This window comes from Aliiroseovarius marinus (assembly GCF_050881025.1).
Lineage (GTDB): Bacteria > Pseudomonadota > Alphaproteobacteria > Rhodobacterales > Rhodobacteraceae > Aliiroseovarius > Aliiroseovarius marinus_A.
Genome location: NZ_JBNNXQ010000001.1, coordinates 1,007,469 through 1,028,309, shown reverse-complemented (window position 1 = coordinate 1,028,309; position 20,841 = coordinate 1,007,469). Strand labels below are relative to the sequence as shown.

At 57.5% G+C, this 20,841-nt stretch carries 19 protein-coding genes; 11 read left to right on the top strand and 8 right to left on the bottom strand.

The genetic code is table 11. The features are described 5' to 3' along the window. Positions 1-80: 80 nt before the first annotated feature. Positions 81-350 carry a hypothetical protein gene (locus tag ACRY08_RS04865; protein WP_432448718.1) on the top strand — a complete coding sequence of 90 codons (270 nt, stop codon included), beginning with the start codon at positions 81-83 and terminating at the stop codon, positions 348-350. A 128-nt stretch (positions 351-478) separates the two neighbouring features. Here ACRY08_RS04865 and ACRY08_RS04860 read toward each other — a convergent pair whose 3' ends face one another. Next, positions 479-706 carry a hypothetical protein gene (locus tag ACRY08_RS04860; protein WP_432448717.1) on the bottom strand — a complete coding sequence of 76 codons (228 nt, stop codon included), beginning with the start codon at positions 704-706 and terminating at the stop codon, positions 479-481. Between the two features lie 2 nt (positions 707-708). Then, positions 709-1,350: a ribonuclease T2 family protein gene (locus tag ACRY08_RS04855; RefSeq protein WP_432448716.1), complete on the bottom strand. Its 642-nt coding sequence runs from the start codon at positions 1,348-1,350 to the stop codon at positions 709-711. 148 nt (positions 1,351-1,498) lie between these two features. Between ACRY08_RS04855 and ACRY08_RS04850 the strand changes: the two genes are divergently transcribed. Together ACRY08_RS04850 and ACRY08_RS04845 are read left to right on the top strand one after the other, a co-directional pair. Continuing rightward, entirely contained in the window at positions 1,499-2,233 is a 735-nt protein-coding gene (locus ACRY08_RS04850; protein ID WP_432448715.1) for a DUF1013 domain-containing protein, read from the top strand. Between the two features lie 128 nt (positions 2,234-2,361). Next, a complete protein-coding gene (locus tag ACRY08_RS04845; RefSeq protein ID WP_432448714.1) occupies positions 2,362-4,554 on the top strand; it encodes an ATP-binding protein in 2,193 nt (730 codons plus the stop codon). On the opposite strand, the gene yaaA is transcribed toward ACRY08_RS04845, so the two are convergent. From yaaA to ACRY08_RS04830, 3 genes are read right to left on the bottom strand one after another with little or no spacing between them, the layout of a single operon-like run. Further along, a complete protein-coding gene (yaaA, locus tag ACRY08_RS04840; protein WP_432448713.1) occupies positions 4,555-5,316 on the bottom strand; it encodes a peroxide stress protein YaaA in 762 nt (253 codons plus the stop codon). A 1-nt stretch (position 5,317) separates the two neighbouring features. Continuing rightward, positions 5,318-7,360, bottom strand: a complete 2,043-nt coding sequence (gene recQ / locus ACRY08_RS04835) for a DNA helicase RecQ (protein ID WP_432448712.1) — start codon at positions 7,358-7,360, stop codon at positions 5,318-5,320. 59 nt (positions 7,361-7,419) lie between these two features. Then, positions 7,420-7,707 (bottom strand): YggT family protein, encoded by a 288-nt coding sequence (locus ACRY08_RS04830; RefSeq protein WP_432448711.1) that lies wholly within the window; start codon positions 7,705-7,707, stop codon positions 7,420-7,422. Between the two features lie 126 nt (positions 7,708-7,833). Between ACRY08_RS04830 and ACRY08_RS04825 the strand changes: the two genes are divergently transcribed. The 8 genes from ACRY08_RS04825 (at position 7,834) to ACRY08_RS04790 (ending at position 15,270) form a co-directional block, all read left to right on the top strand. Further along, complete coding sequence (locus ACRY08_RS04825) at positions 7,834-8,364, top strand: acyl-CoA thioesterase (RefSeq protein ID WP_432448710.1); 531 nt, start codon at positions 7,834-7,836, stop codon at positions 8,362-8,364. Between the two features lie 55 nt (positions 8,365-8,419). Then, positions 8,420-9,784, top strand: coding sequence for an MFS transporter (locus ACRY08_RS04820; protein ID WP_432448709.1), 1,365 nt, complete (start codon positions 8,420-8,422; stop codon positions 9,782-9,784). A gap of 71 nt (positions 9,785-9,855) precedes the next feature. Next, entirely contained in the window at positions 9,856-10,689 is an 834-nt protein-coding gene (gene mepA, locus ACRY08_RS04815; protein WP_432448857.1) for a penicillin-insensitive murein endopeptidase, read from the top strand. Next, the gene (locus tag ACRY08_RS04810; RefSeq protein ID WP_432448708.1) at positions 10,662-11,570 is read left to right on the top strand and encodes an esterase-like activity of phytase family protein; all 909 of its coding nucleotides are present in this window, start codon (positions 10,662-10,664) and stop codon (positions 11,568-11,570) included. Before mepA ends, ACRY08_RS04810 begins: the two co-directional genes overlap by 28 nt. A gap of 110 nt (positions 11,571-11,680) precedes the next feature. Further along, the gene (locus tag ACRY08_RS04805; RefSeq protein ID WP_432448707.1) at positions 11,681-12,301 is read left to right on the top strand and encodes a queuosine precursor transporter; all 621 of its coding nucleotides are present in this window, start codon (positions 11,681-11,683) and stop codon (positions 12,299-12,301) included. Between the two features lie 328 nt (positions 12,302-12,629). After that, the gene (arfB, locus tag ACRY08_RS04800) at positions 12,630-13,049 is read left to right on the top strand and encodes an alternative ribosome rescue aminoacyl-tRNA hydrolase ArfB (RefSeq protein WP_432448706.1); all 420 of its coding nucleotides are present in this window, start codon (positions 12,630-12,632) and stop codon (positions 13,047-13,049) included. 5 nt (positions 13,050-13,054) lie between these two features. Beyond that, the gene (locus ACRY08_RS04795; protein ID WP_432448705.1) at positions 13,055-14,326 is read left to right on the top strand and encodes an aspartate aminotransferase family protein; all 1,272 of its coding nucleotides are present in this window, start codon (positions 13,055-13,057) and stop codon (positions 14,324-14,326) included. Then, positions 14,323-15,270 carry a phosphotransferase enzyme family protein gene (locus ACRY08_RS04790; RefSeq protein ID WP_432448704.1) on the top strand — a complete coding sequence of 316 codons (948 nt, stop codon included), beginning with the start codon at positions 14,323-14,325 and terminating at the stop codon, positions 15,268-15,270. Before ACRY08_RS04795 ends, ACRY08_RS04790 begins: the two co-directional genes overlap by 4 nt. A gap of 32 nt (positions 15,271-15,302) precedes the next feature. Here ACRY08_RS04790 and ACRY08_RS04785 read toward each other — a convergent pair whose 3' ends face one another. From ACRY08_RS04785 to ACRY08_RS04775, 3 genes are read right to left on the bottom strand one after another with little or no spacing between them, the layout of a single operon-like run. After that, on the bottom strand, positions 15,303-18,635 hold the full coding sequence (locus tag ACRY08_RS04785; protein ID WP_432448856.1) for an error-prone DNA polymerase: 3,333 nt from the start codon (positions 18,633-18,635) through the stop codon (positions 15,303-15,305). 47 nt (positions 18,636-18,682) lie between these two features. After that, positions 18,683-20,161 carry a Y-family DNA polymerase gene (locus ACRY08_RS04780; RefSeq protein WP_432448855.1) on the bottom strand — a complete coding sequence of 493 codons (1,479 nt, stop codon included), beginning with the start codon at positions 20,159-20,161 and terminating at the stop codon, positions 18,683-18,685. After that, on the bottom strand, positions 20,103-20,678 hold the full coding sequence (locus ACRY08_RS04775) for an ImuA family protein (RefSeq protein ID WP_432448854.1): 576 nt from the start codon (positions 20,676-20,678) through the stop codon (positions 20,103-20,105). Before ACRY08_RS04775 ends, ACRY08_RS04780 begins: the two co-directional genes overlap by 59 nt. Positions 20,679-20,841: the final 163 nt, after the last annotated feature.

Genomic DNA, 20,841 nt, shown 5'->3' with positions numbered 1-20,841 from the left:
GTCGATTCTGTTTCTGCTAGCCACCGCAGCTTTCGCCGTCTGGCAAATGCTCGCCCACCCAACGGTAGGAAGCCATTGTGATGGCCCAAAACACCTATCTCCAGATGGTGTATGCTATGCTTTCTACACCACCAGTCTTTTCCCGGGGGAAACTCCGACAACGCAAGCCCTTTTTCAATGTCGCATATCGGGTGGAGGCTCCGGTGGCGGCAATCTTCACAGCGCAAATGCTGGATCATCAAATGGGATCGGCATCACTTGGCTGGACAACAACACGGTACGATTGTCTGTATCCGCGAACGAAACAGACCTGCATGATGCTGTCCGGCACCCGCACATGGTATATCTGAACGATCGCGCAATCAAAGTTCTTAGGGTGCCAATATCTGCCGACGATCCTGACTACTCAGGATGTTTGCGGTGAAGCCTATAGCACTTCTCATAGTGGCAGCCGTATAAGGCTGTAGCAGCTTGTTTCTCAGACCTCGTCCCTCTTGTGAATCTTCAGCCAACGTTTCTGCCCGCATTTTGAACAAAACCCCCGGCTGGCTTTGGTGCCTGTCGCCTTGTAACGCACACCGCCGACCTCCCACAGGTTCTTGCTGTGGCCGCAGGTTTTGCAGGTCACCCACCATTTTCGAGTTTCGGCCTCGACCTCTTTCGGGTCGGGGGAGAGGGCTGAAAAGAAGCGTTTCAACAGGGACATGGTTACCTCACAGGATCAAGAAGCGCCTTTGTGGCCGAGCAATCCCGGCGCACGTCGCGTGCGCAGATGCGCGGCTCAAGGTCGCGAGTCAGGCACAGGCGCGCTTCCTGAATGCGGTCTCCGCGACAGGTGATGGTCAGCATATCCGGCTCCCACTCGGGATTGGCCTGCAGGAAGGCTTCTTCGATCAGCTTGGCGGGCAGGCGCACCGGGTCTTTCAGCTTGCGCAGCACTTCGGGGCGGTTCACGCGCTCATAGGCTAGGCGGGCCAACGCAAAGTAGTCTTCGGCCTCCAGCCCCGCGCAGGTGCCGTGTTTCTTCCATTGATACCACGCAGCCCCGCCAGCGCCGAAAATATCCGCCTGTGCATTGGTCATTCCGCGCGACGGCGGGCGCGCCGAGTTGCGGCAATAGCTGGGCCAGCCGTCTTCGTATTGCGGCCACAACCCGTGAACGACCCAGCCCAGATCACGCTCTGCACCGCATTGTTCTGATCCCCGTGCATCACCTTCGATCGCGCACCAATTGGGCGACCAGCTCAGCGCCAAAACATAGTAGTCAAAATCACCCGCAGCCTCGCCATCAGCCCACAGGCCGGTTGCCGCCAGCAGCCACATCATGCCACCCAATACCAGTTTACGCATTTGCCCTTCCCAATTTGACACCTCTCCCTTATATAGGCCTCAAGTTCCCCGACAACGGAAACCGGTCTGGAAAGTCCCAAAGACGCCAGACAGCCCAGCCAGGGCGCGGGAAAGTTGTATCCGGGCCAAATTCGTAAGGAGTGTTCAGATGAGCAAACTGATCATGTCGAAAGCCACGGCTGTCTGGCTGGTGGACAACACAACGATGAGCTTCAAGCAGATCGCAGATTTCTGTGGCCTGCACGAACTGGAGGTTCAGGGCATCGCTGATGGTGATGTGGCCACGGGGGTGAAGGGTTTTGATCCTGTCGCCAACAACCAGCTTGATGCGGAAGAAATCGAGAAAGCCGAAAACAACCCGCTGCACAAGCTGAAGCAAAAGTTCTATGCGGCTGCCACCGGTGAAGAGAAACGCCGCGGACCGCGTTACACACCGCTGTCCAAACGTCAGGACCGTCCAAACTCGATCCTCTGGCTGGTCAAGTTCCACCCGGAACTGGCCGACAGCCAGATCTCGAAACTTGTCGGCACCACAAAACCCACGATCCAGTCGATCCGTGAACGCACCCACTGGAATATCCAGAATATGGAACCGATTGACCCGGTCGCTCTTGGTCTTTGCAAACAAAGCGAGCTGGACCAGGCGGTTCAGAAGGCGGCGGCCAAGAAGGCCAAAGAAGGCGGCGTCATGTCGGATGACGAGCGTCGCAAGCTGGTATCGACCGAACAAAGCCTCGTCATGGACACCGAGCCAAAGATGCCTTCGGCCATCGAGGGGCTGGAAACCTTCACCCTGTCGGATGCTCCGGAAGAGAAAGAAGAAGCGCTGCCCGATGCGGACAGTTTCTTCAACCTGCCAGACAATGGCGACGACGAAGATTGATTTGATGAAACCCCGGCCCAGCGCTGGGGTTTTTCACATCTGCCTCAAATTTTCTCGTTCCCGTTAAGTTCCTGTTCACCCTGTTGCGCGATGCTGTTTCCGACAGCACATGCACTGGAGAACCAGGGATGAAAATCGAAGATATTCTTGCCCAGGAAAGGCGCGCCAGAATGGCCGCCGAACGGCTTTTGGCCCAAAAACAGGCCGAGCTGTCGGACGCGAACCGCGTGCTGTCCAAACATGCTCTCTCGCTTTCGGACGAGATCATCGAGACCCGCGAAGTGGTCGAGGAAATCAAGGGTGAGAACACCCAGGTTCGCGCCGACCTGGAAAAGGCCAACAAAGAGGTCGTGATCGCCAAGCGGCGCCTGTGGGATTCGCTGGAAACCATAGAAGATGGGTTTGCGGTCTTCGATCAGACCGACAGGATGATCGCCGCCAACACGGCGTATCTGGAACCGTTTGACGGGCTTCAATGTGTGGCGCCCGGCATCCACTATACGGAAATCCTGAATATCGCGACCGAAGAAGGTATCGTGGATATTGGCGACCTGCGTCCTCTTGCCTGGCGCGACATGATGCTTTCGCGCTGGCGTGCACCTCGGCGTGACCCTCATGTCATTCGCCTTTGGGATGGCACCTATATCAAACTTGTCGACCGCCGCTCGCGTGATGGCGACATGGTTAGCCTTGGGCTGAACATCACCGAAACCATCAACTATCAGACAGAATTGAAAGACGCCCGGTTCCGGGCAGAGGCCGCCAGTCGCGCCAAATCCGCTTTCCTTGCCAATATGAGCCACGAGATTCGTACACCGATGAACGGTGTGGTCTCGATGGCCGAACTGATGGCCGAAGGCGATCTGGATGACGAGCAACGGCTTTACGTAGACACGATCCGCACCTCCGGAGAGGCGCTTTTGTCGATCATCAATGATGTTCTGGACTATTCAAAGATCGAAGCCGCCAAGCTTTCGCTTCATCCTGAACCGTTCGACCTTGAAGCGATCCTTCTTGAAGTTGTGACGCTGCTTCAACCTTCGGCGCAGGAAAAAGGCGTTAAACTCTGCGTCGACCTCGACATCCTTATGCCGTCAAAATTCATGGGAGATGCCGCGCGCATTCGGCAGGTGCTCACCAACCTGATTGGGAATGCCCTCAAGTTCACCCACGAGGGTCACGTCATCATTCGTGCCATTGGGCTGCCGGTAGGCGAAGATGATCAACAACGCGTTCACATCACAGTCGAAGATACCGGGATTGGCATCCCAGATGAAATGCAGGCTCACATCTTTGGTGAGTTCAACCAGGTCGAAGACGAACGCAATCGTAAATTCGAAGGCACCGGGCTGGGGCTGGCCATCACCAAGCAGATCGTCGAGCTGATGAAGGGCGAAATCTGGGTGGACAGTCAGGAAGGCGTTGGGTCAAGCTTCGGCTTCCATATCACCTTGCCTGTGGAAGAGCATATCACGCCACCGTCGCTGCCGGAAAAACGCGGCCCCGTTCAGCTGTTCATGGAACCCGGCCTTGACCGTACGATCTTAGAGAAGCGCCTGTCCTCACTGGGTTTCCAGACAGAGTTAAGTGATCTATCTGATACCCTGCCCGCGACCAAACCTCTTGCGATTTTCACGGATGAAAAGGGTTGGAGATGCCTTCAGCAGGAACAAGTTGAAGCCACTTCAAAATCCGACGCGGTTACCCCACTGGTGTTCATCCTCTGTCCGCCACATTCTGCCCAGACAATCAGCAACGAAATCAGCGCACCAGATATTCACGTCCTTCACACCCCGGTTCTTCGCAGCGCCTTCTTTGAAGCCGTCAACCAGTTCCGCGATCAAGTGGAATCCATTTGCGCATCCGGCGAACCGAGCGCTCCGGACCAGCCAACTGAAGAACAGTCAATCAACGCGCGCGCCATGCGCGTGCTGGCCGCAGAGGACAATAAAACCAACCAGTTGGTCTTCTCAAAACTGGTCAAAACACTGGATATAGAATTGCAGTTTGCCAACAACGGACAGGAAGCGATCGACCTGTTCAAGAGCTTTGATCCCGACCTTGTCTTCATGGACATCTCAATGCCCGAAGTCGATGGGAAAGAAGCCACCCGCAGAATCCGCGCTTATGAAAAGGAAACCGGTCTGGATCGAACACGCATTGTCGCCCTGACGGCCCATGCGATGACTGGGGATGCCGAAGAAATCATGTCGCACGGTTTGGACGAGCATTTGACAAAGCCGCTCAAGAAGCCCGCCATTTTTGACGAGATCCTCACCAACTGCCCCAAAGCTGCCCGCTGTCCGTTGCCTGAATCGTGATTACGCCGCGTCGCGCAGAAACACCAGCGTGTCACCTTCACTACGCTCTGGTTGAAACTGGTAGCCGCCCAAGTCAAAATCTTTCAGGGCCTCAACATCGCGCAGCCGGTTTTGCACAATAAACCGCGCCATGGAACCACGTGCTTTCTTGGCAAAAAAGCTCACCACCTTCGGTGTGCCATTCTTCAAATCCAGAAACTGGGGTGTGATCACCCTGACCCCTAGGGCCGTGGGGGAAACCGCGCTGAAATATTCGTTTGAGGCACAGTTGACCAAAGCCTGACTTTCAGTCTCCCGCGCGCGCGCATTCACCGCCTCGGCAATCCGGTCGCCCCAAAACTCGTACAGGTTCTTGCCGCGCGGGTTAGCCATTCGCGTGCCCATCTCTAGCCGATGCGGTGCGATCTGGTCCCCAGGCCGCAACAGCCCGTAAAGCCCTGATAAAAGGCACAGATGATCTTGCGCATAACGGCGTGTATCCGCGTCGAAACTGGAGGCATCAAGACCCGCATATGTGTCACCCGCGAACATTTCAATCGCCGGCTTTTCACCTTCTCCGCTGCCAAACCTTTCAAACCGCTCTGCGTTCAACGCGCCCAGTTTGGGTGAAATATGCATGAGTTTTTCAAGCCCTGTGGCACCGACCCCGCGTGCGGTTTCAGCCAGTATCTCAGCCTGGTCCAGAAAAATCGGTGACGTCCCCGCCCCATTCAGCGCCGGTGTTTCATCAAGCCGTTTGGCCGGAGAGACAATCACAAGCATCTCATTCCCCTTCGTTCAGAATATCAAGAAAGGCCGGGCCGAACCGCTCGGCCTTTGCATCCCCCATGCCGGATATCCGCGCCATATCCGATAGGCTGGTGGGACGGCGTTCTGCAATCAGACGCAAAATACGGGGCGGCACAGTCAGATATTTCCCTGTGCCATCTTCCCCACGTATCAGCGCAGCGGCGGACGCTTCGAGCCGATCGTAAAGTCCACCTGCCGACCGGCCTGCAAGTTTGCGGCGGGTCGGATGCATGTCTTGTCGCGCACCGACAATCACCTCTAGAAACGCCTGCCCATAGCTTTCCAGTTTCTTCGCGCCGATCCCGCCGATCATCGCCATTTCGTCCAGATTTGCCGGCCGTTTTTCCGCCATTTCAATGAGGGTTTTGTCGGTGAACACCACATATGCCGGCACGCGTGCTGCCTCGGAAAGCGCCCGACGTTTGGCTTTCAGCGCAGACAGAAGCGGCGCATCTTCTTCTGAAACAAGCATTTTCGCGGCGGGTCGACGGGCTGGTTTCAACGTGTCGCGCCGAAGCGTAACCTGTTGCTCGCCCCGCAATACGGGATGCGCTTTTTCCGTGATCCGCAACGCGCCATGCCGATCGGGGTCGGGGCGCACAAGGTCAAGCCCCAGCATCTGCCGGAAAATGGCCTGCCACATGGGTTTGCTGTGGTCTTTCCCCACCCCGAAAGTCGGCAGGCCGTCATGGCCCCGGTCGCGCACCCGGTCGGTCACATTCCCGCGCAAAATGTCGATCAGATGGCCCGAGCCAAAGCTTTCATCAGTGCGTAGCGCCGCCGAAAGCGCCTTCATCACGTCAACGGTGCCGTCAAACAGATCGGGCGGTGTTGAGCACAGGTCGCAGTTGCCGCAGGGCGCAGCTTTTTCACCAAAATAGGCCAGAAGCTGCTGGCGACGGCAACCATGCGCTTCGGCCAAACCCAATAGCGCGTTCAACCGCCCATGGTCCGCCGCCCGCCGTTCAGGTGGAGCAAGCCCTTCGTCGATCTGAGCACGCCTAAGGCGGATATCATCGGACCCGAAAAGCGTCAAAGTGTCGGCTGGCGCACCATCCCGCCCCGCTCGACCGATTTCCTGATAGTAGGCCTCGATGGATTTGGGCAGGTCGGAATGGGCGACCCATCGGATATCGGGCTTGTCCACCCCCATCCCGAAGGCCACGGTGGCCACAACAATCAGGCCATCTTCCTGCTGGAACCTCCGCTCGACTTCGCGACGGTCTTCGGCTTCCATCCCGCCGTGGTAATGCACCGCCGCATGGCCAGCCTCCCGCAGGGCATTTGCGAGCGTTTCGGTGCGCGCACGTGTGGCGGAATAAACGATACCGGATTGACCCTTTCGGGCAGCTGAGAAGGATAGAATTTGCTGACGCGGGTTCATCTTCGCAGCAAACGCGAGGTGGATGTTCGGACGGTCGAACCCGTGAAGGAAAGCACACGGAGCCTGCCCGTCGAACAGTTTCTCGACAATCTCGACGCGGGTTTCTTCATCGGCTGTTGCGGTGAACGCAGCCAGAGGCACATTCAGCGCACGCCGCAACTCTCCGATCCGCAAATAGTCCGGACGGAAATCATGACCCCACTGGCTAACGCAATGCGCCTCGTCCACAGCGATCAAACTGGTGCCGATCCGACGCAGCAGGTTCAGTGTTCCACCCGACGCCAGCCGCTCGGGCGCCATGTAGAGAAGTTTTAATTTACCTTGTTCAAGCGCGTGGAAAACCGCATCGGTTTCTTCTTGGGTGTTGCCCGAGGTCAATGCGCCTGCCTGAACACCCGCGGCCTGCAAGCCGCGCACCTGGTCGCGCATCAGGGCAATCAGCGGTGAAATGACCACTGTCACCCCATCGCGCAACAAGGCAGGCAGTTGAAAACAAAGAGATTTACCGCCACCCGTCGGCATGATGGCAAGTGTGTTTTCACCGGCCGAAACGGCCTCGACAATCTCGGCCTGACCGGGTCGAAATTCATCAAAGCCGAAAACGGATTTCAATAGGTCCAGATCGCGGGGCATATGTGTGCTGCTCGTGTTTGAGCAGCACATTCCCACGGCCCTGCGCGATGGACAAGGGCTTAGTAGAAAGCCGTGATGTTATTGATCAGAATGATCCGAATTGCATAGAGCGCAATCAGGGCCACGAGCGGCGCCAGATCCAGCCCCCCCATATCAGGCAGGAAGGCGCGAATGCGCGTGTAAATCGGCTCTAGCAGACGGTTCAGACCATACCAGATCTGCGCCACGATCGGCTGGCGCAGGTTGAGCACCTGAAAGTTGATCAACCAAGACATGACGATATGCGCGATCATGATGAACCAGGCGATATCGACGATCAGCATCAGGATTTGGAACAGGGATTGCATGGTGGCTCCTTGGTCTGCGTTTCCTCCATCTAGGCGGCCTGTGCCCCAAGGGCAAGGGTGACGCGCGGTTCATATTGACGTTGTGGTTAAGGCGCGGCAGGGGAAGCACAACCCATAGGAGTTCTCATGTATCCGTTTGTCCGCATGTTCAAAGAGCTGGCTCTGACGGCCCGCGCCACACCCTTGCCGATAACCGGCACGCATGTCAGTCATCATCGGTGCTGGCCTTGGGACATCGACCTGTGGCGAGAGCTGAACAACGGGCGCACCCTGACGCTTTACGACCTTGGGCGCATTCCATTGGCCGGGCGCACGGGGCTATCGCGCGTTCTTCTGAAACAGCGATGGGGGCTGACCATGGCCGGAGCCAGCGTGCGCTACCGCAAACGGATTCGCACATTTGCGAAGTTCGAGATGCGCAGCCGACTTGTCGGATGGGACGCACGGTTCTTTTATGTGGAACAGAGCATGTGGCTGGGAGATGAGTGCGCCAATCAGATCATCTATCGTGCCGCGGTGACCGATCGAAATGGGATCGTGGATACGGATCGCGCCTGTGCAGCACTTGGTGCCACCGACCCATCGCCAACATTGCCTGCATGGGTGCAAGCCTGGATCGACGCTGACGCCACGCGACCCTGGCCACCCGCGCATTGACCCCCTTGCCCCTGTCGTCCTTTCCCTGTTTGATCACTTCAAACAGGGGGCAGAAATGAAAGACATATCAGCGCGCAAACGTATTTGGGGATGGTATTGGTTCGATTGGGCCAGCCAACCTTATCACACATTGCTTTTGACATTCGTCTTTGGCCCTTTCTTCGCGGCTGTTGGAGCCGAGTATTTTCTGGCTCAGGGCTTGACCGAGGAAGCGGCCGACGCAAAGGCGCAAAGCGTCTGGTCCTGGGGTTTGGCCGCGGCGGGTCTGATCGTTGGGTTTGGCGCGCCGATCATGGGAGCCTTGGCGGATACAGCCGGACGCGTGCGCCCATGGGTTGCCTTTTTCGCGCTTCTTTACGTGGTTGGCGCCGGGTCCCTGTGGTGGACGCAGCCCGATGGCTCGAACCTTTGGGCAATGATCGTGATGTTCGCGCTGGGGTTCATTGGGGCCGAATTTGCGCTGGTCTTTACCAACTCCCAACTGCCCAGTCTGGCCGACAAAGACGAGGTCGGAGAGATCTCGGGATCCGGTTTTGCCTTCGGCTATGTCGGCGGTTTGATCGCACTGGCCATCATGCTGGTGTTCTTCGCCGAGCAACCCAACGGGAAAACTCTGGTAGGCTTGGACCCCGGCTTCGGCCTGCTTGACCCCGCGATGCGCGAAGGCACACGCATGGTTGGCCCCTTTGTGGCGCTGTGGTTTCTGGTCTTCATGATCCCCTATGCGCTCTGGGTCAAAGACCTTCCCAACCCGGGCCAGAAACACAGCCTCTCTGCCGCACTTTCCATCCTTGGCAGATCGATCCGCGGGCTTCGCAATAAACGCAGCCTCGCTTCATATCTGGGCGGCTCAATGTTTTATCGCGATGCGCTGAACGGGCTTTATGGCTTTGGTGGAGTCTATGCAGGGCTTGTTCTGGATTGGTCCATCGTCTCGATCGGCATCTTCGGGATCATTGCAGGGGTGGCCGCGGCATTGTTCAGTTGGCTGGGCGGCCGGATTGACGGAAAGCACGGGCCGAAACCAGTGATTATCGGCGCGATCCTTGTTTTGATTGCCGTCTGCATTCTGATCATCAACATGACACGCGAGGCCATTTTCGGCATCGCACTGCCGCCCGATTCCAGCCTGCCCGATGCGATTTTCTTTGGGTGCGGCATGCTGATTGGCGGCATGGGCGGCACCTTGCAGGCCGCCAGCCGATCCATGATGGTACGTCATGCAGACCCCAACGCGCCAACGGAAAGCTTCGGTCTTTACGGCCTGTCGGGACGTGCCACCGCCTTTATGGCACCTGCTTTGATCGCGTGGTTTACAACGATGACGGGCAGTGCGCGGCTCGGCGTGTCCCCGCTTATCGGGCTCTTTTTGCTGGGACTTATTCTGTTGATCTGGGTTAAACCTGATGGTGAGCATTAAGAGGTCTATTGGTCATGAGAATTGTTAGAAACTGGATCACCTGCCTTGCGGTCGCCACGGCCGCTTTCAGCATGAGCCCTGATTTGGCCACGGCAGAAACCGCTGCCAAGCAATTGTTTGGCGCCGCACGCACAGGATCAGCCACACGACCCGCCGCTTTCGGGTCCTATGCAAAAGGCTGCCTGTCCGGGGCCGAACAACTGCCTCAGACCGGCCCGACCTGGCAAGCAATGCGCCTGTCGCGCAACCGCAACTGGGGGCATCCGGAACTGATCGATTTCGTGAAAAAACTGTCGCGCAAGGCGGCGGCGCAGCCTGGCTGGAAAGGGCTCTACGTCGGCGACCTGAGCCAACCACGTGGCGGGCCGATGTTGACCGGTCACCGGTCACATCAGATCGGACTGGACGCCGATATCTGGATGCTGCCGCCCCAACGCCTGAACCTCAGCAAGAATGAACGCGAAAACATTTCGTCCATTTCCACCCGCCGCGCCAAGGGCGCCTATGTGAACAAAAACTGGACCCGCGCGCACCATGAGATTCTCAAGGCTGCTGCAAAAGACAAGCGCGTCGCGCGCATTTTTGTCTTCCCCGGTGCAAAGGTGGCCATGTGCAAAGCTGCCAAAGGAGATCGCCGGTGGCTCAGGAAAATTCGCCCGTGGTGGGGACATCACTATCATTTCCACGTGCGCCTTTCCTGTCCCAAAGGCGTCAAGGGATGCGTGAATCAGGCCCCGCCGCCACCGGGTGATGGCTGCAAAGATGCCGAGAAATGGGTGCAGGATATTTTGCATCCGAAACCCGCCCCAAAACCCGCAAAACCAAGCAAGCCACGTAAGCCGCGCGGCCCGCTCACCCTGAAGGACCTGCCCAACCAATGCGGACCCGTGCTCTCATCGCGTTAGGGGCGCTTTGCGCTCTTCTGACCGTCGATCTTGGAGCGCAAACCGCATCCGAGGCCGAGCTTGTGTCCACATATCGTTGGCGCGGCAGCGACCCGCAATTTGGCGGCATATCGGGTTTGGAGCTGGACGCGGGCGGGCGTAAATTTGTTGCCATCACGGATAAGGCGCACATCTTTCGCGGCTATCTTATCCGCAAAAATGGCCAGATCAGCGACGTAAAATCCAGCCGCATTCAGCCTTTGAAATCGCGGAAAGGGAAACCGTTCAAACGGTTCTGGAACGATGCCGAAGGTCTGGCAATGGATGCAAATGGCAAGCTTTTTGTCAGCTTCGAAGCCAAGCATCGCGTGTTGGGCTATGATGGCCCGTTCGGCGCGGCGACCAATCTGAAAAGCCACCCGGATTTCAAGTCGATGCAGAACAACTCTTCGCTTGAAACCCTTGCGATTGGCGCTGATGGCACGCTCTATGCGATCCCGGAACGTACCGGCAGCAACTCCGGACGGTTTCCCGTCTACGTGAAACGCGCCGGTCGGGAAAATTGGGAAAAACCGTATTCAATACCGCGCCGCCCACCCTATTTGCCGGTTGGCGCTGATATCGGGCCGGATGGAAAGTTTTACCTACTTGAACGTCACCTGAGCGGCATTTTGGGGTTCACCAGCCGGGTCAGGCGGTTCGACATCGGCGCGAAGGGCTTTCACAACGAGGTCGAACTGCTTCAATCCCCCGTTGGTGCCCATGATAATCTGGAAGGGCTCGCTGTCTGGCAAGACGACAAAGGCGACATACGCCTGACGATGGTCTCTGACGACAACTTCAAGTTTTTCCAAGTCACCGAATTGGTGGAATACAGAGTGCCGAAGGTGGCTGAAGAATAATGCGTGACCTGCGGCGAGGGCTTGATCCAACCGTGAAAGCCCCTTAAAAGCAGCCCGTCCCTGAACAAAGGGGCCAAGTCTCCGCAACCTTGCTAAAACGGACCAACAATATGACCCGTCTTCTTCCTGGCGTTATCGCCATGGCCGCCATTGTGGTGGCGTCCAATATCTTGGTGCAATTCCTGTTCGGCCAATGGCTGACTTGGGGCGCATTTACCTATCCCCTTGCGTTTCTCGTCACCGATGTGATGAACCGCGTTTATGGTGTGAAAGCCGCGCGCAAAGTTGTGTTTGCCGGTTTTGTCACTGGCGTGATTTGCAGCTTTATCGGCACGCAGATCATGGGCGAGTTTGGCCCGCTTGTGACATTGCGCATTGCGATGGGGTCCGGCCTTGCCTTCCTGACCGCCCAACTTCTTGATGTCGCCATCTTTGACCGACTGCGGGATGGGCGCTGGTGGCGCGCTCCGGTGGTATCGACCCTGATTGGCAGCTCCGTCGACACAGCGATCTTCTTCACCATCGCGTTCTCGGGCGCTTTGACAGCGCTGGAACCCGCCAATGACGTCAGCTGGGCAGGTGAGATGCTGCCGCTTCTTGGCACTGGCCCCGTTGCCCCGCTCTGGGTGTCGTTGGCCATGGCTGACTGGATGGTCAAACTGGCGCTGGCACTGCTGGCACTGGTGCCATTTCGCCTTCTCGTCACGAAACTTTCACCAAATCCTGCGTGAAAAGTTTTGACAAACGCAAAATCTGTGGCACGCTCCTAGATATAGCAACAGCGAGAAAGGAGGTGTCCATGTCAAGAGATACAACGGAGCGAGGTGCTGGGACAGTCTAGGTCGCGACCTTCCGGGGCAGCCCCCGGGTGGAAATGCGGGCCGAATTGACCCAAGTCTAACCGGCCCCACCTCCTACATTCTCGAAAGGGTCGTCCCACTGGGGCGGCCCTTTTCATTTCAGCTACGAAAGCGTTTCGAGATTAAGTTGGATCATAACTTAATCTCGAAACGCCCTAGCACCTTCCATTTCGGATCCAAAGTGGCTTAGGGTGCACCCATGATCCGCGTGACAGACGATATCACCCTGCAAGATTGGGAGCTTAGCGAAAGCTTCAGCCGCTCGTCGGGTCCGGGTGGGCAAAATGTGAACAAGGTCTCGACCGCTGTCGAATTGCGCTTCGAAGCTTCCCGGTCACCACAGCTGACACAGGCTGTGAAAACGCGCCTGAAACGTATCGCCGGGCGCAAATGGGCGCAGGATGGGGCCATCACCATCCGTGTCGAGGACACACGCAGCCAGGCCCGCAATCGCGAAATTGCAGCCGAACGCCTGGCGGAGATGATCCGCAAAGCGCTGGTCGCACCCAAGCGACGCATTCCAACAAAACCCACGCTCGGCTCCAAACGACGCCGAATGGATGCCAAGACCCGCCGCGGTCAGGTCAAAGCCCTAAGGGGCCGTATCAACGAGGACTAATCCACATGAGCACCGATCTTCTGGCACGCCGCACGCGTTTGCTGGGCCCCAACATGACCACGTTTTATCGCGACCCTGTACACATCGTGCGCGGCAAAGGGGCTTGGCTTTGGGACGCAGATGGCAACCGGTTTCTGGATTGTTATAACAATGTGCCACATGTGGGGCACGCACACCCAAAGGTGGTCGATGCGATCACGAAACAGGCCGCTACCCTGAACACACACACGCGATATCTGCATGATGGTATTCTGGATTATGCAGAACGCCTGACAGGCACGATGGCGCATGATCTGGATACAATGATCATGGTGTGCACCGGGTCCGAAGCCAATGACATCGCCCTGCGCATGGGCCGTGCGATGACTGGAAAAACCGGGATTATCTGCACGGACAACACCTATCACGGCAACACCGATCTGGTCAGTCACCTGTCAGCCAAGAAAACTCCGATCGGCGGGGCGGTGGACTGGATCAAGAAGGTGCCGTCACCTGACAGCTTGACCCCGTTGGGCGGCAGCCCCGAGGCACAAGCGCAAGCCTTTGCAGACGGCATCCAGCGCGCGATCGATGAGCTTGAAGCGGCTGGCCACGGTTTTGGCACGCTGATCTTGTGCCCCTTCTTTGCAAATGAAGGTTTCCCCGATTTGCCGAAAGGGTTCCTTGATCCAACCGTCGAAGCGGTGCGCCGCGCAGGTGGCATCATCATCGCGGACGAGGTTCAACCGGGCTTTGGCCGCACCGGGCGCAATTTCTGGGGGCATGACCGGATTGGCCTGGCGCCCGACATCGTGACGATGGGCAAACCTATGGGCAACGGGCATCCGGTGGCGGCTGTCGTCACGCGGCCCGAAATCATGGCCGAATTCCGTACGCGGTTTGGGTATTTCAACACCTTCGGCGGCAACCCGGTTTCCGCGGCCGCCGCCATGGCTGTCTTGCAGGTTCTTGAAGAAGAAAACCTGGTCGAGAACGCGCGGGACACGGGCGACTATACCCTCAACCTGCTCAAACAACTGAAACATCCCATGATCGCCGACGCGCGTGGCGCCGGAATGTTCCTGGGGCTTGAGTTTGCCAAAGATGGCAGCACAGAGGCTGCCGCCGGGTTCTGCAAGGACTTGGTAGAGGCCATGCGAAATCGCGGCGTGCTGTTGCATTCGGTGGGTCGCTACTATCACGGGATCAAAATCCGCCCGCCCATGTGCTTTGATCAGGCGCAGGCCGACCTGCTTGTCGAAACGCTGGATGATGCTTTGAAGGCCCTGCCCGCATGAACGAACCTTTGAAACACGCGCTCAAGGCTTGGGGCGCGCAACATGTGCGCATGATCAAGGATCGTGAAAACGCGGTGCACGAGGTGCGGATCGCGGGCAAACCCGCCGCCCTTCGGCTTCACCGTCCGGGCTATCAATCCGAGGCGGCCATTCGGTCGGAATTGGATTGGATGGGCGCGCTGGCGAAGAAAGGCATGCGCGTGCCCGCCCCGATTGCGTTGCCTTCAGGCGATACGGTTTTGGTGCTGGGGGAAAACCAATCTGCCACAATGGTCAGCTGGGTTGAAGGCGCACCGATTGGCGAAGGCGGCGTGCCACTGCAAGGCACGGCAGAGGAGCAAGCCGCGCTGTACCGCAATGTCGGGGCGGAGCTGGCAAAGCTGCACAATCTGACGGACGAGATTACCCTGCCCGAGGGCTTTACCCGGCACCGCTGGGACATCCCGGGCCTTTTAGGGGACGACCCATTTTGGGGGCGGTTCTGGGAGTGTCCGGCGCTGAGCGAAGACGAGCGGAACATGGTGCTGCGGGCGCGGGCTGTGGCGCATGATCTGGCCTCTGTCTTTCTTGAAAACGGGGCGGATTTCGGGTTGATTCATGCGGACGCGCTGCGCGAAAACGTGTTTATTCACAATGGATTGCTGACGCTGATCGACTTTGACGACGCGGGGTTTGGGTTCCGGCTTTACGACCTTGCGGTGATGATGACCCAGAACGTTGACGAACCCGCGTATGAGGCGATCAAGACGGCGGCGCTGGCGGGGTATCAGGACCACCGCGCGTTGAGCCAAGAGGCAGAGCATTTGCTGCCCATGTTCCTGATGATGCGCCGCTTTGCGTCGATGGGCTGGGCCGTTCCGCGCTATGACCCGACCGGCCCTGAAGTCGCCAACTATACCCAAAAAGCCGTCACCGCCGCGCGAGATTTCCTCGCCAAGGCTTAATATCGTTCACGCATTGGTCCTGCGGCACCCGCTCAATGGAAATCCCGACTGGGAAACAGTCGCTTTGCTTGATCACGGGGATGCATGGCACGGGCAGGATAGCGGGCGGCTTTGGGCGTATCATCCGCACGCGGGCCTTCAGTGGTCAGGGCTTCAGGCTGCGGGTGCCCCAGTTCCGACAACCTGTCAGACATGTCCTGCACATCCTGCGCAATCAGGTGAACGACGATCCCCTCACGTTGCAAATATCCCGTGACCCGCAACAACCGCCCCCCCATCACAATGCGCCGAAACTGCTCGTAGATTTTGGGCCAGACGACAATATTACTGACGCCGGTTTCATCCTCGAGCGTCAGAAAGATCACACCAGATGCAGTGCCGGGACGTTGGCGCGTGATAACCAGACCGCAAACGCTGTGACGGCCCAGCGGGATGTTCGGCAAAGAGGCGTGGGTAACAAGCCCCGGCATCGTGGGGCGCAACAGCTCCATCGGATGCGCGCGCAACGTCAGCCGTGTGGACACGTAGTCCTCGACCACCTCTTCACCCAGTTGCATGTTGGGCAACCTGACCTCTGGCTCATTGATATTTTCGCCATCAAGAGGATCATTGAACAGCGGCAACGGGTCGGGGCTGCGAATGGCCTTGACCTGCCAAAGCGCATCGCGCCGCGTGAGGCCCATGTCAGAAAATGCATCCGCCTCGGCCAGCCGGGTCAGGACATCCGGGCGCAATCCCGCCCGCAGCCACAGTGACTGAGGGTCAGGGTATCCATTCCCGCGCGCAGCCACAATCCAATCCGCATCTTCCTGGCGAAACCCCTTAATCTGGCGAAACCCCAGCCTCAGCGCCAAGACCCCATCTGGGCGGCGTTCAAGTGTGTTATCCCACGCTGAATGGTTCACACAAATGGGACGCGTTTCCACACCGTGTTCACGTACATCACGGACAATTTGCGCGGGCGCGTAGAACCCCATGGGTTGAGAGTTCAAAAGCGCGCAGGCAAAGATTGCAGGGTGGTGGCACTTAAGCCAGGCCGAGACATAGGCCAGCATGGCAAAAGCCGCAGCGTGGCTTTCTGGAAACCCGTAATCGGCAAAGCCTTCGATCTGACCAAAGCAACGTTCGGCAATCTCTTGCGAATAGCCGTTCTTCAGCATGCCCTTGATGAACTTCTCACGATAGGTGCCAATGGTGCCCATACGCCGGAACGAAGCCAGCGAGCGGCGCAGGTGATCGGCTTCTTCCGCCGAAAACCCCGCCCCCACCACAGCGATCTGCAGCGCTTGCTCCTGAAATAGCGGTACCCCAAGCGTGCGCCGCGTCACCTCTTCTAACGCAGGACCAAACGGGGCGGGCTGTTCCTGCCCGGTGCGTCGCCGGATATAGGGTTGCACCATACCGCCCTGGATGGGGCCGGGGCGCACAATCGCCACTTCGATCACCAGATCGTAAAATTCTCGGGGGCGCATCCGGGGCAGGAAATTCATCTGCGCCCGGCTTTCCACTTGGAAAACCCCAATCGCATCGGCACGACACAGCATATCGTAAGTGGCGGTGTCATCTTGCGGGATCGTGGCAATGCTGTGCTGCAGGTTCTCATGAGCCTCCATCAACCCAAAGGCCTTACGAATACAACTGAGCATTCCCAGACCTAGAATATCCACTTTCAGAATGCCCAAAGCATCGATGTCATCCTTGTCCCAACAAATCACTGTGCGATCCTCCATCGCAGCATTTTCGATCGGGGCCAGTTCATCCAGCCGCCCCCGCGTGATGACAAAACCACCGACATGTTGTGACAGATGGCGCGGAAAGCCGATGAGTTCTTTGATCAGATGAAGTGTCTGCATCAGACGGCGATCTCCGGGATCAAGTCCCAGTTCGCGAATACGATCCAGATCCACGCCACCATCGCTCATGCCCCAGATCTGCGAGGAAAGCCCTGCCGTCACATCCTGGCTGAGGCCCATCACTTTCCCGACCTCGCGAATAGCCGCACGCGTTCGAAAATGAATGACGGTCGCGCAAAGGCCGGCACGGTGGCGGCCATATTTCTCATAGATCCACTGGATCACCTCTTCGCGGCGTTCATGTTCGAAATCCACATCGATATCTGGTGGCTCACCCCTGTGCTTTGACACGAACCGCTCAAACACCATGGCGATCATATCGGGGCTGACATCGGTGATGCCCAAAAGGTAACACAGAATCGAATTTGCCGCCGAACCGCGCCCCTGGCACAGAATCCCTTGTGACTTTGCGAAGTGTACAATGTCATGAACGGTCAGAAAGTAGGCTGGAAAATCAAGCGCTTGCACCACCTCCAGCTCCTTCTCCATGAGCTGGATTGCCCTATCCGGTGGACCACCCGGATACCGACGTTTCAGGCCCTCTTTGGCAAGGCGTTCCAATCGCGCCAGCGGTGTTTCCCCATCCGTTTCTTCATGCGGATATTCATAAGACAGCTCTCCCAGATCAAAGCTACATTGGTCCGCGATCTCCACACTCCGGCGCAGCGCAGCGGGATGAGTTCGAAACACGCGCGCCATATCCCCGCCCGCCTTGAGGCGACGCTCACCATTTGCAAGCGCGCGGGTGCCGATCTGATCTATGGTGATGTGTTCCCGCATACAGGTCAGAACATCAGCCAGTTGCCGACGGCTGGCACGGTGCATCAGAACATCACCCACAGCCACCATCGGGGCTGAGGTCCGTTGTGCCACTTGGGCGCATGCCGCCAGATAGGCTTGGTCACTGCCATCGTAGCGCGGCGCAGCGCCCAGAAAAACATAGCCTGGGAAATGCCTTTGAAGCTCTCTGACTTCCGGTATAGCCACGTTAAGATCGCCCTGCGGCAAAGCGATCAGGGTCATCCCCTTACAGGTGGCGATCATATCCTTGGTGTAAAGAATGCAATCTCCTTTGCGGGCGCGCCGTTTGCCAAGTGTCAGAAGCCGCGTCAGCCGTTCATACGCCGCCCGGTCGCGTGGTAGCGCAATCCAATCCGTCGAGCCCCCCTGCAAAACCAGTCGGCATCCAACAATCAGTTTGGGCAACTGGTTGGTTTTAGGGTTTGTGACCGGAATACTTGGGCCAAGTTCCTGACGGGAAGACGGATCCACCCGCTGTTGTGAACGAATTTTCACCACATCTTGTGCGTCTCGCTTCAGTTCTTTCAGTGTAGACCAGGCCCGCACAACCCCCGCCAAAGAGTTGCGATCTGTAATGGCAATAGCAGACAGCCCCAGTTCAGCTGCGCGCACCACCAATTCTTCAGGGTGGGAAGCCCCGGTTAAGAATGTGAAGTTTGTGGTCACACAAAGCTCGGCGTAATCCAGCGCCTGCTCTCGATTGCGCTGCATCTCTTGCCGGGCATTTTCAACCGGGCAATGGAGGAGTTTTCGCTCTGTCATACGAACTCTCCTTGCACGAACCAACCAGGGTTTTGTGGTGTGTAAAATAGCCAGAGCCTGCGCCCCTCGCGCGTTTCCACCCGCCAATAATCGCGCAAGCCCGAGCGCCAGTTTTCATCCTCTAGCCACCATTCCGGTGCAATGCGTTCTGGCCCGACAGCCCGGCCCGTGGTCAGCGACATGCGTCGCCAACGAAACCGTGATGGAGGGCGTGGCCCACTGGCGGCAATGGATTCAGGTGGAAAAAGAACCAAAGGGCGTGGATTTGGACTGCTCCAGCCCCCCGCCGGCTCGCAATAGGCTGCGGGGGAAACGATGAAACTGCGTTCCGGGATGTGGCTATCCGCGGGCAAAAAGCAATGAATATTCTCCAACCCGATTCGCGTGCCAAGCCGGCTAATCAGGTCATCCAATTTTTCTTGCCCGCTATCAGCAACATAACTGACCTGTTGCGCTGGCATACGTTCGACCTGTGTGGCTTCAAGCCTGAGTTGGTCGATGCCAAAACCAGAATCTATCTCATCTAGCCCCCGCTCAAACAACGGAAGGATTCGGTTTTGATCATGCACTGCACGCGCAAGACGCAATTCCACCTGCTGGTGATCTTGATCAACACGGCGCAAGGTCAGGCGCAGCTTTCGCGCACCCATCTCATGTGATTTCAGTTTTGCGCAAAGTTGTTTAAGAAGCCGCTCTGCCCCGGTCATGACATCAGACAGCAACCCGATTGGCTCGGGCAAAGTCATGCGCACAGCAAAATGGGGAGGCTCCATATGGGGCGAAATTTCTTCGGCACGCAGGCCCAGCGCCTGATCTAACCGCAATAACAGGCCCGGCCCAAAGCGACGGGTCAGCGGTGCCCGCGCCGCTTTCGCCAAGTCTCCAATAGATCTCAGTCCCAACCGTTGCAGTGAAATTGAGATGTGATCCTCAATCCGCAAGGCCGCGACAGGCAAGGGTTCCACAGCCGCCAACACCTGACCTCGCGGGGCAATCCCTTCGCCATACCGCGCCATTGCCCAGGCGGCCCCCCGCGTGTCTGCCAGACCAATCTGAACCGACACTCCGGCACGTATGAGATGCATACGCATGTCGGCCAGCATCGTGTCCTCGCCTCCAAACAGATGCGCAGACCCAGTGATGTCCAACACCAAGCCATCTTCACCCTCCAGCCCCACCCAGGGACAATAGCGTGTGGCCCAGCGGCGCAAGGCGCACAGGAAGCGATGGTCTTGTTTCGGGCTGGCAATGCGACTTTGCAGATCGGGACAGAATGCACGGGCATCCGCATAGGGCATACCCTGCTGCAGCCCGTGGTTTTCTGCGGATTTATTCAGGCAATAAATACGATTTGAGTTTCGTTGCTTCAGAGTAAGAGCAAATGGCCCATCAAGCGGATACTGACGTAGAACCCGGTCACTCGCCAACCGGGGAAACCATATTGAAACGACGCGACGCTGCATCCCATCGAACATGCCAGACACCCAATGTTCCTGATTTGTTCTTAATAAGCTCCCAGCATTGAAGAGTCGAGTCGCGGCGAGGTTTGTCCGCATCACTCGTTTCAAACACAGGCGTGCACCGCCATCGGGTTTCCGCAGCGTTGCTTCCCATCCCCTCGGGAATAACTGCAAGTCCCCTTGTTTTGCCCTGCTTGGCCGCAAGTTGCAATCGCCGCCCTTCCGTCAACCCAACCGGCTTTCCAAGAACCATTACAACAAGCGAAACAGCGCCCGAACGCAAAGCCTCTTCAGCAACAGCAAGCGTTTCCGTCTGATCGGATGTGTTGCAAATTGTTAGTCTTGAGGGGTCAAAATAATCTGCAAATCCTGACGGATTGATCTGTTGGTTTCTCCAAGCCTCACGCACCCAAATCGCCCTTCCGCCGCACTGCGACAGAAGTGCAAAAGCAAATCCATAAACACCCGCGCCACACACTTCGTGCACGCGATCTCTGGCTGGTGGGAAAAAAGATGGTGTGCTGCGCTTCATGAGAAAATCATATTCCCACTCACCAAAAATATTCAACACTCACCGCCAACATGATGCGAAATAGACTCTGGTCACGAGAGGCCAATCACGCCTTAAAGCCAATTTGAGATGCCAAAACCAGATATTGGCCCGCCATACATTGCCAACTCATACACATTTCGTT